The sequence below is a fragment of the Roseivirga sp. genome, from assembly GCF_049099775.1.
GTDB lineage: Bacteria > Bacteroidota > Bacteroidia > Cytophagales > Cyclobacteriaceae > Roseivirga.
In genome coordinates this window covers 1-13410 of sequence record NZ_JAGDZM010000013.1, presented here as the reverse complement: position 1 = coordinate 13410, position 13410 = coordinate 1, and the positions used below count along the sequence as shown (strand labels likewise).

General features: G+C 39.5%; 12 protein-coding genes. 5 read left to right on the top strand and 7 right to left on the bottom strand.

From position 1 onward, the window contains the following. Positions 1-50: 50 nt before the first annotated feature. A complete protein-coding gene (locus tag JXQ92_RS17215; protein ID WP_421987884.1) occupies positions 51-1580 on the bottom strand; it encodes a peptide MFS transporter in 1530 nt (509 codons plus the stop codon). Positions 1581-1803: 223 nt separating this feature from the next. Here JXQ92_RS17215 and pckA point away from each other — a divergent pair, with 223 nt between their 5' ends. Further along, complete coding sequence (gene pckA / locus JXQ92_RS17210) at positions 1804-3408, top strand: phosphoenolpyruvate carboxykinase (ATP) (RefSeq protein ID WP_421987883.1); 1605 nt, start codon at positions 1804-1806, stop codon at positions 3406-3408. A 100-nt stretch (positions 3409-3508) separates the two neighbouring features. Here the strand turns inward: pckA and JXQ92_RS17205 are convergent, their stop codons facing one another. Further along, a complete protein-coding gene (locus tag JXQ92_RS17205) occupies positions 3509-4117 on the bottom strand; it encodes a hypothetical protein (RefSeq protein WP_421987882.1) in 609 nt (202 codons plus the stop codon). A 317-nt stretch (positions 4118-4434) separates the two neighbouring features. On the opposite strand from JXQ92_RS17205, the gene JXQ92_RS17200 reads away from it, so the two are divergent. From JXQ92_RS17200 to JXQ92_RS17190, 3 genes are all read left to right on the top strand, one after another. Next, on the top strand, positions 4435-4893 hold the full coding sequence (locus tag JXQ92_RS17200; protein ID WP_421987881.1) for a (2Fe-2S)-binding protein: 459 nt from the start codon (positions 4435-4437) through the stop codon (positions 4891-4893). Between the two features lie 19 nt (positions 4894-4912). Then, complete coding sequence (locus JXQ92_RS17195) at positions 4913-7075, top strand: molybdopterin cofactor-binding domain-containing protein (protein ID WP_421987880.1); 2163 nt, start codon at positions 4913-4915, stop codon at positions 7073-7075. 199 nt (positions 7076-7274) lie between these two features. Then, positions 7275-7829 (top strand): DUF1572 family protein, encoded by a 555-nt coding sequence (locus tag JXQ92_RS17190; RefSeq protein ID WP_421987879.1) that lies wholly within the window; start codon positions 7275-7277, stop codon positions 7827-7829. 4 nt (positions 7830-7833) lie between these two features. Here the strand turns inward: JXQ92_RS17190 and JXQ92_RS17185 are convergent, their stop codons facing one another. The 5 genes from JXQ92_RS17185 to JXQ92_RS17165 are packed head-to-tail and all read right to left on the bottom strand — an operon-like array spanning position 7834 to position 12772. Next, the gene (locus JXQ92_RS17185) at positions 7834-9054 is read right to left on the bottom strand and encodes an alkaline phosphatase family protein (protein WP_421987878.1); all 1221 of its coding nucleotides are present in this window, start codon (positions 9052-9054) and stop codon (positions 7834-7836) included. 54 nt (positions 9055-9108) lie between these two features. Next, a complete protein-coding gene (locus JXQ92_RS17180) occupies positions 9109-10416 on the bottom strand; it encodes a NupC/NupG family nucleoside CNT transporter (RefSeq protein ID WP_421987877.1) in 1308 nt (435 codons plus the stop codon). Between the two features lie 57 nt (positions 10417-10473). Next, on the bottom strand, positions 10474-11064 hold the full coding sequence (locus JXQ92_RS17175; protein WP_421987876.1) for a bifunctional nuclease domain-containing protein: 591 nt from the start codon (positions 11062-11064) through the stop codon (positions 10474-10476). An 11-nt stretch (positions 11065-11075) separates the two neighbouring features. After that, positions 11076-12029, bottom strand: coding sequence for an electron transfer flavoprotein subunit alpha/FixB family protein (locus JXQ92_RS17170; RefSeq protein WP_421987875.1), 954 nt, complete (start codon positions 12027-12029; stop codon positions 11076-11078). A 5-nt stretch (positions 12030-12034) separates the two neighbouring features. Continuing rightward, on the bottom strand, positions 12035-12772 hold the full coding sequence (locus tag JXQ92_RS17165; RefSeq protein ID WP_421987874.1) for an electron transfer flavoprotein subunit beta/FixA family protein: 738 nt from the start codon (positions 12770-12772) through the stop codon (positions 12035-12037). A 166-nt stretch (positions 12773-12938) separates the two neighbouring features. Here JXQ92_RS17165 and JXQ92_RS17160 point away from each other — a divergent pair, with 166 nt between their 5' ends. Continuing rightward, a complete protein-coding gene (locus JXQ92_RS17160) occupies positions 12939-13262 on the top strand; it encodes a tetratricopeptide repeat protein (RefSeq protein ID WP_421987873.1) in 324 nt (107 codons plus the stop codon). Positions 13263-13410 lie beyond the last annotated feature (148 nt).

Here is a 13410-nt window from a genome sequence, read left to right as displayed (position 1 = left end):
AAAAAGCCCATCCGACAATCGGATGGGCTTTTTTTATGTATTCTAGACTCTTAATGTACTTCTTGCATCCATTTCTTCAAAATAGGAGAAACTAAAAGCACAATAACAGCTGCACCTAATGCATACTGAGCTATTAACTCAAATCCACCAATGTAAGTATCTAAAGAATCTAGGCCTCCTACATTAGCGTCATCACTTTCGATCGCTAATTTTTTCCCTATAAACCCAACAACTTGGAAAGCGTATGCAGATGACAAGAACCAAACGCCCATCATAAAAGCAACAATCCTTTGCGGAGAAAGGTCAGTTATTTTTGAAAGTCCAACTGGAGACATAAATAACTCTCCAATAGACAGTAAGAAGTACATTATTAGAAGATAAGAGAACGGCACCATACCATTATCATCAGCAGCACCTCCACTTAAAGAAAGAACATAGAAACAGATACCAGCAAGCGCTAATCCAAGGCCAAATTTATAAGGGGTTCTTGGGTTTCGTTTTTTCTTAGCTAGGTAAGTCCATAATAAAGAAATCGGGATTGAGAGGATAATGATAAACATTGAATTCAAAGCATTCGTCTGTGCTGCATCAATGATCTTTAAATTAACATTTCTCTCAGCAAACAAGGTTATGACACTTCCTGAGAGTTCATGGAACCCCCAAAATACAGTCATGAATAGAGTAATAAGTAGGGCTACTCCAAGTTTCTTTCTTTCTGAAGGCGTGCATTTATACATGATAAAAGCCATATAGCCTAATATGAACACACCAACAGCCTTAAAAATAATGTTTACTACATTTTGATCCCCAAAAATGGACTCTCCTCCTGCTACAGCCTTATAAGAATAAAGCATTAAAGCTATTATCGGTGCAGCCAAAACAGACAAGATTGGCACTAATATTTTTTGCTTAACTCCTAAAACCTTCTTCTCCAAAGATTCGAGCTTAGGAGCAAGTCCTTTATCTTGGAAAACACCGCTTTTCATTCCATTCCAGAATACCAACAAACCGGTCAACATGCCGATACCCGCTAGGCCAAAACCATAATGCCAGCCATATTCTCTTCCAAGCCAGCCACATAGCAATGGCGCAACAAATCCTCCAATGTTAATACCCATATAGAAGATAGTAAACCCAGAATCTTTACGTTGATCACCATCTTTATATAAGGCACCTACAAAGGTTGAAATATTAGGTTTAAAGAAACCATTCCCTACTACGATAAAGGCCAATGCAAGAAAGAAAGCTATATCATTCTCTATAGCCAAAACAAAGTGACCAAGCGCCATTAAAGCCCCGCCCAAAAGAATGGACTTCCTAAACCCTAATAGCTTATCAGATACTCTACCCCCTACAACAGTAGAAGCATAGACTAAAGAGCCATATGATGAATAAACGGCGGCTGCAGCCAAATCCCGTGTGACAAGGGCCTCAAAAATTTCGTTCACCATGTATAGCGTGAGCAATGCACGCATTCCATAAAAACTGAAGCGTTCCCACAGTTCAGCAAAGAACAAGTAAAAAAGCCCTTTAGGGTGCCCGAACAATTCAGGCTCTTTTGTAGACGTTAAATCCGACATATTTAGTTTTTTCGTTTTAGATTAACCTTTGAATCTAACATGAGTGAAAACATTTTACAAATGCATTAGGATAAATACCACCAAAAAGTGATTTACGGAGTATAAATCCCACTTGTCAAAAAAGTGTCAAAATATTGCTTTTTCAGCAGGATTCTGTCGGTTTTTTAATTACCTCTCTGTACTTTTGCAATCGTTTTCACAAAGAGCAAAAAGAATTACAATTATGCTAGAAACTGGAATAGAATCCAAGAAATCAAATCTAAGCGAAATGGGCATTAAAGATGCCAAAGTGCACTGGAATTTGACTCCTTCTGAATTAACCAAAATTTCTGTAGAAAAGGGAATGGTTCAGGAAACGAGTACAGGAGCCATAACGGTAAACACTGGTGAATTTACAGGCCGTTCGCCAAAAGATAGATTCATTGTTAAAGATGATATTACCAAAGATGCTGTTTGGTGGGGAAACATAAACATCCCTTTCGAGCCATCTAAATTTGATGCGCTGTATGAAAAAGTGACGGATTACCTTTCTGGAAAAGAAATTTACGCACGAGATTCTTATGTTTGCGCCGACCCAAAATACAGAACAAACATTCGTGTTGTTACTGAATTCCCTTGGTCGAATATGTTCTGCTACAACATGTTCTTAAGACCGACTGAAAGCGAAATTGAAAACTTCGATCCAGAGTGGACAGTAGTATGTGCTCCAAGCTTTATGGCTGTACCTGATCGAGATGGAACACGCCAACATAATTTCGCCATCTTAAACTTTGGTAGAAAAATAGCCTTAGTAGGTGGCACAGGTTATACTGGAGAAATGAAAAAAGGTATTTTCTCTGCACTCAACTTTATCCTACCTCACCAAAAAGACACCTTAGCTATGCACTGCTCTGCTAATGTTGGTAAAGAAGGTGATACGGCTATCTTTTTCGGTTTATCAGGAACAGGTAAAACTACACTATCGGCTGACCCTAATAGAAGGTTAATTGGAGACGATGAGCACGGTTGGACGAGTGAAAACACTGTCTTCAATTTTGAAGGTGGATGTTACGCAAAGGTGATTGATTTAACAGAGGAAAAAGAACCAGACATCTGGAAAGCCATCAAACCCGGTGCTTTGTTGGAAAACATCACTTTTAAAGGTGATTCTAACGAACCTGATTATGAAAGTGGAGAGATCACCGAAAATACGCGTGTATCTTACCCTATTTATCACATCGATAATATTCAAGAACCTTCTGTTGGTGAAAACCCTAAGAACATTTTCTTTTTGACTTGTGATGCCTCAGGAGTATTACCTCCTATTTCAAAGCTAACACCGGGCCAAGCCATGTTTCACTTCATTTCTGGTTACACGGCAAAAGTAGCAGGAACTGAAGCCGGAATTACAGAACCAGTTTCCGCATTCTCGGCATGTTTTGGAGCACCATTTATGCCATTACACCCTACTAAATATGCTGAAATGCTTGGAGAGAAGATGCAGGCAGCGGGCGTTAATGTTTGGTTGATTAACACAGGATGGTCTGGCGGAGCTTATGGAACAGGTAGTAGAATGAAGCTTAAATACACAAGAGCAATGATTACTGCTGCGCTTGAAGGCGATTTAGACAAAATAAATTTTACAACGCATGAAGTATTTGGATTGGCTATGCCAAATGAATGCCCTAATGTACCTACGGAGTTATTGAGTCCTAAGAATACTTGGGCAGATAAAGCGGCTTATGATATGGAAGCGAATAAGTTGGCTGTAAAATTTAATGAGAACTTTGTGAAGTTTGAAGAGTATGCAAACGATGAAATACTTGCAGGTAGGCCGACTCCGAAGTAATTCTAACTTATATATCAATTCAAAAAAAAGCCTATTCCGTATGAATAGGCTTTTTTGATACAACGCCAATTGTATCTTTCGACACTACTAATGATTATCTTTATTTCTCTACGGCCTCAAGCGACTCTAATCGATTAAGTGCAGTTTGAAGTTCCCTTTTTAAAAGCATTTGCTTTTCTGTGGCCTGAAAACGCTGATTTCTGTATTCATCCACAATTTTTGAATAGGCTGATTTCACGCGCTTCACCACATGACAGACATGTTTTATCCTTGTGTAAATCACGACTATAATTGTTGTCAGGAGTGCAATTATGGACCAAACAAGCGCACTATAAAATCGCTTATTAAAGCTCATTCCCAAGAAACCAATCTCGGCATTTAATGACTCGCTTTCGATTAGTTTGGATTTGATTAATTCAAGCTCATTTTTGAGAATTTTAAGTTCGGCTTGCGTTTCGACAGAGGTTAAGGCCAAGTTTTTTATCTGTCGTTGATAGGCATTAATACTATCAATCATAGATGTTTTAAAATTCCGAAGCTTTGATGTTTTGATGACTTTATACTCCTCATAACTTTCAGCCTCATTCATTATTTCGGTTAAAGTTGACCTGAGAGTTGACTCGTTAATATCCTGAGCCTTAACAGATAAGCTAGCGCTTAATAGTAGTATAGTTACCCATAGTCCTGAGTGGAGTTTAGGTTGTTTCATAATGTCTGATTTAGGTGAAATCATGATCAATTTATAAAATGAATTTGGGTCTAGACACATTCTGGTGTACATAGCATTTTTCTGATAGCGTTGCTCAAAAAATTGAATTGAAAAATTCTTGCTGATATAAATAATTGATGATTTCACGTTTTTCTTGAGCTATTCTACTATGGCTTAATTCATTCTAATAAGTCTTACGCTCGTCTATCGAACTTTGTAGTTCATCTAAGAAACCTAACCATCAACGCCATTCGCAAAATGCAACTATGAATTTGACGTATTAACTCCTATCTTAATTTCAAATCATCAACTCTATTATGGCATCTTATAACATTAAAGTAAACGGTCAGCAAAAATCTGTTGAGGCCGATCCGGATACGCCCATGCTGTGGGTCCTCCGCGATGAACTAGAAATGAAGGGTACTAAATTTGGCTGTGGCATTGGTCAGTGTGGTGCATGTACAGTTCACCTGAATGGTAATGCAGTTCGTTCTTGCCAAATACCTGTTTCAGCCGTAGGCGAAAATAACATCACAACGATTGAGGGACTTTCAGAAAAAGGAGATCACCCACTTCAAGAAGCTTGGAAAAAGCATGATGTACCACAATGTGGTTATTGCCAAGCGGGACAGATTATGAATGCGGCAGCTTTCTTAAACAAGAATTCCAACCCTTCATACCAAGACATTCAAGATGCTACAAATGGCAATCTATGCCGTTGTGGAACATACAATAAAATTAAAGCTGCCATAGCCACTGCAGCCGAACAACTTTAACCTTTAATGATTTAATACGATGACGGTAATAAAAACAAAAATCGATAGACGATCATTTCTTAAAACATCTGCTCTTGCAGGTGGCGGGTTAATGATCGGGTTTGCATGGGGCTGCAACCCTATGGACATTGAAAAACTTCCTCCTAAAGAGTGGTTCGAGGTAAATGCATTTCTTTCTATAGCTGATAATGGTCAGGTAACAATAATGTCGCCTAACCCTGAAATTGGTCAAAATGTAAAAACTTCAATGCCTATGATTGTGGCAGAAGAACTTGACATAGCTTGGGAAGATGTAATAGTGAAACAAGCAGGTCTTAATAACACCTCTTTCTCGAGACAAATCGCTGGAGGTAGTCAATCCATTCGTGCCAGCTGGGCCAGTCTTCGTATGACAGGTGCTACAGCACGTCAATTAATGGTCAATACCGCTGCTAAGGAATGGGGAGTTGATGCAACCAGCCTAACCACAGAAGCAGGTTATGTTTATAACGGTAGAAAGAAAATGTCTTATGGTGAATTGGCATCTAAAGCCGTTACTGAGGAAATTCCTTCAGAGGTTGCCTTAAAAGATCCAAAAGATTTCAAAATTATTGGAAACAGTAAGTCCAATGTAGATTTGGATGACATAGTTACAGGTAAGCCACTTTTTGGCGTTGACTACACAGCGGATGGCATGGTTTACGCCGCTGTTTTAAGACCACAGGCTTTCGGTACAAAATTGAAATCATTAGATGACAGTGAAGCCAGAAAAGTCAATGGTGTAATTGATGTGATCACATTTGACGACAATGAGCGAGATGATCAAAGAAAGGTCAGAGGCGAAAAGGTAGCTGTAATTGCTAAAAATACTTGGGCTGCTTTTAAAGGTAAAAAAGCACTTAAGGCCACTTGGGAGAAATCTGCCCCACTAGAAAACACAGATGAGCACGACAAAGAGCTGAATAGATTACTCGACGTTTCGAATAGTCAATCTATGAAACGATCCGACGGAAATATCAAGAAAGCTTTTGCAAGTGCAGATGGTACACTGGAAAGAACTTACGAAGCTCCTTTCCTTCCTCACAACACATTGGAACCTATGAATTTCTTTGCCAATGTAAGTGATGACAAGATTGAGTTGGCCGGACCTGTTCAAACACCTGACTGGACACACAATCGTGTAGCAGGATTACTTAAAAGAGAAGCTGCAACTGTTAGTGTAGAAATGACAAGAATGGGCGGTGGATTTGGCAGAAGACTCTATGGAGACTTTGCATTAGAAGCTGCAGCCATATCGGATAAAATTAGAAAGCCCGTGAAAGTTCAGTTTTCGCGAGAAGATGATATGACTGCTGGTACTTATCGCCCAGCTTCGAAATATAAGTTCAGAGCAGCATATAAGGATGGTAAAATTACAGGCTACCATTTAACGGGTTCTGGCATTCAAATGGGAAATTCTACTCGACAAGATTGGTTTCCAGCTGGTGGAATTGAAAACTATACCATCGAATCTCATAACCTAAATAGTAACATTACGACTGGCGCTTGGCGCGCACCGATCACAAATTTCTTGGCCATCGCTGAACAAAGCTTCTTTGATGAACTTGCAAAAGAAATGAATGTGGATGCTGTTCAAGTAAGGCTCGACGTTCTGGAACGTGCTAAAAACGATCCAGTTGGTAAGGTTGATTACGAACCTGAAAAAATGATCGGAGTAATTAAACTAGCGGCTGAAAAAGGCAAATGGTCGAACCCTGAAGCTGGAGTAAGTAAAGGATTTAGCTGCTATTATTCTCACAACACCTATGTAGCGGAAGTTGCTGATGTAAAAACCGTCAATGGTCAGCCTAAAATCACAAATATGACCGTTGCCGTTGATTGTGGAATAGTTGTTAACCCTGAAGCTGCCATTAATCAAATTCAAGGTGGTGTGGTAGATGGTTTAGGCCATGCGATGTATGGAGATTTCTCTTTCGTTGATGGTGTACCTCAAGCTGATAATTTTGATAAGTTCAGATTGATTAGAAGTTCCGAAGCGCCAACGGTAGATGTTCACTTTGTTGACAGTTTAAATGACCCTACTGGTTTAGGTGAGCCTTCTCTCCCTCCTGCTGGTGGTGCATTAGCGAATGCTATAGCAGCGGCTACCGGAAGAAGGGTTTATAAAATCCCTTTCACAAAGCAAGATATCGCAATGGGGTAAGACCATTATGATTGAAAGAACAGAAAAGGAAACCTCTTTAGGTTTCCTTTTCTGTTTTATTCACCTTCAGGAAGAAGGTCCCATTGAACTATGGTTGTTTCAAGCCAAATCTGAGTTTTTAAAGAATTTTGCAATGCTATTTTGAAGAAATTTTCCCAAAGAGAATAGTTAAATTGAAGTTGTAAATATTCATCCTCTCATGCCCATTTCAGACCTCAATAGCATCATAAAACAATTCGAATACTACAAGTCTCTTGGCGAAAAAACCTTCTCGCAAATAAAGGATGAGACTTTATTCTTCCAGTATAATGAAGAAAGTAATTCCATTGCCGTTATAGTCAATCATATATCAGGAAATATGCGCTCGCGATGGACGGATTTCTTAACCGCTGATGGCGAAAAAGAATGGCGTAACCGTGATCAGGAATTCGAATCTTTGATCAATTCAAGAGAGGAACTGATCCAAAAGTGGAATGAAGGATGGACATGCCTCTTTACAGCATTAAATAGTGTTACTGAAGAAAACTTCGATACCATAGTATACATCAGAAATCAAGCACATAGTATAATGGATGCTTCACTTAGACAACTAGCACATTATGCTTATCACATTGGCCAAATCGTCTATGTGGGCAGAATGCAATCTGAAAACTGGAGTAGTCTCAGCATCCCAAAAGGTGACTCGGCAAACTTCAACAAAGATAAGTTCGCCAAAGGAAAGCATGGTGGTCACTTCACGGATGACATTAAATAAACTTCTATTCAATAACTAGCCAGGTATTTATCCAGTTTAGGGGACTTTTTATAAGGATCTTATACGTACCTGTAGGAAGACTGACCTCCTTAGAAAAAGACTGACGAGAAGATCTTATACTTCCAAGTAATTCGTATTCATCCTTACCCCTGCTTTTAAAGTTATTCGTGTCACTTATTAATATTTCAACCTCATTGGCTCCGTAATTAACCCAACCGAGGTTCAATTTTCCGTTAGCGTAATTTGCATTCAAGTCGCTTACCGCGATTCTATCTAAAAGTGAAACGCCATCAATTTCCTTTTTAATGTCATCTGTTGGTTCAACTTTAAAATGGGTCAGTATACTAGGCATGATATCGATAATGGCTGGGTTATTATGAAATTTAGGATTGATGTTTTCTTGATTCATCACAATCCAAGTGGTGCGTTCTCTTTCTGACTGCCCTCCGTGTCCTTTACCATCTTTGGCGGTTCTACCATGATCAGTGGTTATTACGATCATCCAATCTTCGTCATGAACGGATTCACGGTACTTAATCGCTTGCCAAATTCTACCCACTTGAGCGTCAGCCTTCTTTACGGCATCAATCATCTGAGGACTATCTCCATATTTATGACCCATATCATCGGTAAATTCTAAATATACCCAAGACAAATCTGGAGCTTCTGATTTGATATATCTTGCAGTTTCTTTCGTTACGTGCTCATCGATATTATAGATATACTCACGTTCAGAATCATGTGGATACGTAATGGTATCTAACTCAAATCCATCAAACGAATAGTCAAATTTGAATTGGTTAGTTTCTGGTAGCGACTCCCCAACCAACTTCGTTCGGTTGTCAAGCCAAGTCGAAAATATGGCTGTTTTCTTATCGGGTTGAGCATTCTTAATTATTCTAAAGACGTTCAAATAATTATAATTTGGTGCCTTCACCCCATTTCCCCAGACATTATGCTTATTTGCCCAAACACCAGTAATCATATTCATATATCCTGGTGCAGAAATAGTTGGCGTTTGAGAATATCCGCCCTTTTCGCCACCAACATAAGCCCTAGAATAACCACCTAAATTCGCGATTTCATCGATTATCGGCGTCTCGACACTTTCAATAACATCGGCAGGGATACCATCTAAAAGAATAAAAACAACTTTCTTTTCCTGTGCATGAGAAATTTCAAGAATCGTAAATATGAGAACTAAGTAGGGCAAAAACCTCTTCATGACGCATAAACTTGTTATCCTAATTTAATGTATTCTACAATATGGATAAGGAGTTTACCCGAATAATGCGCCTGCAATTGTTGCAGTCATCATAGTGGCCAAAGTAGCCGCCATTAATGCCCGCATGCCTAGCTTAGAGAGGTCACCTTGTCTTGATGGTGCTAAACTACCAATTCCTCCTATTTGGATAGCGATTGAAGAAAAGTTAGCGAAACCACAAAGTGCGTAAGTAGAAATGATAATGGCTTTACTGCTTAAAACACCAGCTTCTTTCATTTCAGCCAAACTAAGATAGGCCACAAACTCGTTGATTACCGTTTTCTGTCCGATAAGGCTACCCACCTGCAAAGTTTCAGACCAGTCTACACCCATCGCGAAGGCAAAAACTCTAAAACCTTGTCCTAATATGTATTGAAGACTGAAGCCATCGAATACACCATCGGTACTTTGTACCACATAAGCGTTTAATCCAGTCCACTCTCCTAGTCCATCTACGAGCACCCAGTTCACTGAATAGATTACTGCAATAAATGCGAGCAGCATGGCGCCAATATTAGCGGCTAACTTAAGACCATCGCTAGCTCCTCCTGCCAGTGCATCGATTACATTGACGCCTATCTGATCTTTTGGAACTTTTAATTCTGCATTTACTTCTTCCTCTTCAGGAAGGAAAATCTTTGCCATTAAAATGGCTGCAGGTGCATTCATAATGGAAGCACTGAGTAAATATGTAGCAAACTTGGCTTGTTGTTCAGGGTCACCGCCACCTAAAAACGAAACATAGGCACCTAATACTGAGCCGGCTATTGTGGCCATTCCCCCGGTCATTAAACAGAGTAATTCCGACTTGGTCATTTTGCCAATAAATGGCTTTACCAAGAGCGGTGCCTCAGTTTGACCCAAAAATATATTACCTGCAGCCGACATAGACTCTGCACCAGAAAGGCGCATAGTTTTAGCCATAACCCAAGCAAATACATAAACGATTTTTTGTAGAATGCCCAAATAATACAAGCCAGCGGTAATCGCAGAAAAGAAAATAACGGTTGGCAATGCTTGAAAAACAAAGAGAAAGCCAAGGCTATGCCCTACACCCTCTACGGCATCGCTATTCTTAGATAAATCGCCATAAAGGAACTCTGCACCATTGAGTGCAAAACTTAAAAAGGATACAAAGCCACGGCTAATGAAATCGAAGGCACTTTTAACAAATGGTACTTCGGCAATTAATAGTGCTATGATTACTTGCATCAGTATGCCAATACCTACAAGCCTCCAGCTAATAGCTTTCTTATTGCCTGATAGCAAATAAGCAATCCCTACAAGTACTAAAAGACCAATAATTGCTCTGATGATATCCATTGTCTTTTGGGCATAAAAAAGCCTTTGTCCATAAAATGAACAAAGGCCTCGATTTAATTAACTTCTTTTATTTATCTCGTCTCTAATCTTCGCTGCTTTTTCATAATCCTCACCGTTCAGTGCTGCATCTAGCATCTCATTCAGTTTGTCTAATGAAAAATCTTGGAGTCTATCTCCTGGTTTAGAAACTTTAATTGGCTCATCGCTACTGTCTTCTTCTAACAGTTCTTCTTCGTCAGTAAGGATTATACCAGCTTCAGACAAGACTTGCTCGTAAGTATAAAAAGGTACATCGAAACGAATTCCGATGGCAATAGCATCGGAGGGCCTGGCATCAATTTCAATGGTTTTTGAACCATCAGTACAAACCACTTTAGCGAAAAAGACACCTTCTTTCAGGTCGGAAATAATGATTTCTGTTACACTAAAATTAAACCCATGCGCAAAAGACTTAAACAAGTCATGTGTCATAGGTCTATTGGGTGTAATCTTTTCAATTTCCAGAGCAATCGCCTGAGCTTCAAACATTCCGATGATAATCGGGAGTCTTCTCTCACCTTCTTCTTCTCCTAGTACTAATGCAAAAGAGCCAGTAGTTTGAGATTGGCTCGAGGAAAGCCCAAGGATTTCAATCTTTACCTTATTCAATGCTAAAAAATCTAAGCCAATGCTGCTTTGAGCGCTTCGTTTAATTTTGGTAATACTTCGAAAGCATCTCCAACTATGCCATAATCTGCGGCTTTAAAGAATGGAGCTTCTTCGTCTTTATTAATTACCACAATATACTTAGAAGAATTGACACCCGCTAAGTGCTGAATTGCACCTGAGATACCAACCGCTACGTATAGTGTAGGGCTTACTTTAACACCTGTTTGACCTACGTGCTCATGGTGAGGTCTCCAATCCATATCGGATACGGGTTTAGAACATCCTGTTGCAGCACCTAAAGTTTTGGCTAAATCTTCAATTACAGCCCAATTCTCTGGGCCTTTAAGTCCTCTACCACCAGAAACAACGATGTCAGCTTCTGGAAGCAATACATCACCTTCTGCTTTTTCAGTAGATGTAATCGTAGCGCCAAACAATGCATCGTCAAGACTTACTGACAATGCTTCAACACTTGCAGCAGATCCGTCAGTTTTTACTTCAACAGCATTCTTCTTAATGGCTAATACTTTCTTATCAGTTGTCAGGTTTACGTTAGCAAATGCTTTACCCGTATAAATACTTCTCTTTACTTGAAAACCATTGCTTGTATCTGGCAAGTCCACAACGTTTGATACTAGAGATGCTCCAAGTTTAACGGCTACTCTACCCACTACTGCATCTGCTAAAGATGATTTGGCCGTAACAATAATTTCTGCACCAGAAGCATTCGCCGCAGCTGCAAGTACTTCAGCGTACGGCTGAATTAAACCTGCATTTAAGCGTTCATCTGAAACATGTAGCACTTTGGTAGCACCGTTTTCACCTGCTGTAGCCAATTCTTCTTCGCTCACAGAACCAAGTGCCAATGCCGTTACTTCACCTAAAGCCGCGCCATATGAAACAGCTTCTCTAGATGATTTTTTGATTTTACCTTCTTCGGTTTCTATAAATACTAAAACAGACATATTCCTTAGATTACTTTAGCTTCGTTCTTTAATAAATCAACTAGTTCTGCAACATTATCAGCATCAACCATTTTTACAGCTCCTTTTGCAGCTGGCAATTCATAGGCGGCTATTTCGCTATGTGTAGCATTGTCAGAAGGCTCAACTACATTAAGTGGCTTAGTTCTAGCAGACATGATACCTCTCATATTTGGTATTTTCCATTCTGCAATCGGTTCTTGACATCCCGCTACAAATGGAAGGGAAACTTCTAATTTCTCCTTACCTCCTTCAATCTCTCTTGTGATTTTTGCTGAGTTACCTTCAACTTCTAGTTGCATTACAGGTGAGAATGATGGTAAACCAAGCAGTTCGCCTACCATACCATGTACCATACCTCCATTGAAATCGATAGACTCACGCCCCATCAATATTAGGTCGTACTCCCCCTGTTTCGCTATAGCAGCAATTTGGTTGGCAACAAAAAACGAATCGGAAGGGAATGCATTTACCCTAACCGCTTCATCTGCACCGATAGCCAATGCCTTTCTTATGGTAGGATCACTATCCGCTTCACCTACATTTAAAACTGTAATTTTTCCTCCGTTCTGCTCTTTCAACTCTACAGCTCTAGCCAATGCATAATCATCATATGGGCCTATGATGAATTGAACACCATTCTTATCGAATTCAGTGTTATCGTTGGTAAATGCTATTCGTGAAGTAGTATCAGGAACATGTGTGATACAAACTAATATGTTCATGCTTACTTTTGGTTTTGATAAATATTTCCTCTTTAACTAAGTGTAGGCCAAACTGGTTTCGAATTGTGTAGATAAAACCGCTAAATGACTTACAACTAACAGCGCTGATGCCTAAATTTGCCCGAAGATAGCCAATAATCAAGTAAATAAAAACGAACTCAGCCGAATGAATGATGTCCGAATAGACTTACTTAAAAAGTACATTGCAGAAGACCCTAAAGATCCATTCAATTACTATGGGTTAGCTTGTGAATACTTACAGGCTAAGCCCGAAGAATCATTGAACATCTTCAAAGGCCTTTTAAAAGATCACCCCGACTACCTTCCGACTTATTACCAGGCAGGGCAGCTATTAGAATCGTTCGAATTGGAAGATGAGGCGCTTGAGGTTTATCAAACCGGAATGGAACTCGCTGAGACACAAAAAAACACAAAAACCTTCCAAGAGCTTAAATCTGTTCACCAGAACCTGCTCTTTGAAATGGAGTAAACATCTCAATATCAAATACTTAAAATACTAAAGAATCTTTGTCAGCCTAGTTCGGATTGGCTAATCTACCTACGAACGATAAATTTCTTACGAACTACTTTACCATCTGCAGTGCGCACAAACACCAGATACAAGCCTGAAGGATAAT

Excerpts from the sequence above, each read along its gene's own strand:
- JXQ92_RS17215 (WP_421987884.1), bottom strand. The coding sequence starts at position 1,580 with ATGTCGGATTTAACGTCTACAAAAGAGCCTGAATTGTTCGGGCACCCT.
- pckA (WP_421987883.1), top strand. The coding sequence starts at position 1,804 with ATGCTAGAAACTGGAATAGAATCCAAGAAATCAAATCTAAGCGAAATG.
- JXQ92_RS17205 (WP_421987882.1), bottom strand. The coding sequence starts at position 4,117 with ATGAAACAACCTAAACTCCACTCAGGACTATGGGTAACTATACTACTA.
- JXQ92_RS17200 (WP_421987881.1), top strand. The coding sequence starts at position 4,435 with ATGGCATCTTATAACATTAAAGTAAACGGTCAGCAAAAATCTGTTGAG.
- JXQ92_RS17195 (WP_421987880.1), top strand. The coding sequence starts at position 4,913 with ATGACGGTAATAAAAACAAAAATCGATAGACGATCATTTCTTAAAACA.
- JXQ92_RS17190 (WP_421987879.1), top strand. The coding sequence starts at position 7,275 with ATGCCCATTTCAGACCTCAATAGCATCATAAAACAATTCGAATACTAC.
- JXQ92_RS17185 (WP_421987878.1), bottom strand. The coding sequence starts at position 9,054 with ATGAAGAGGTTTTTGCCCTACTTAGTTCTCATATTTACGATTCTTGAA.
- JXQ92_RS17180 (WP_421987877.1), bottom strand. The coding sequence starts at position 10,416 with ATGGATATCATCAGAGCAATTATTGGTCTTTTAGTACTTGTAGGGATT.
- JXQ92_RS17170 (WP_421987875.1), bottom strand. The coding sequence starts at position 12,029 with ATGTCTGTTTTAGTATTTATAGAAACCGAAGAAGGTAAAATCAAAAAA.
- JXQ92_RS17165 (WP_421987874.1), bottom strand. The coding sequence starts at position 12,772 with ATGAACATATTAGTTTGTATCACACATGTTCCTGATACTACTTCACGA.
- JXQ92_RS17160 (WP_421987873.1), top strand. The coding sequence starts at position 12,939 with ATGAATGATGTCCGAATAGACTTACTTAAAAAGTACATTGCAGAAGAC.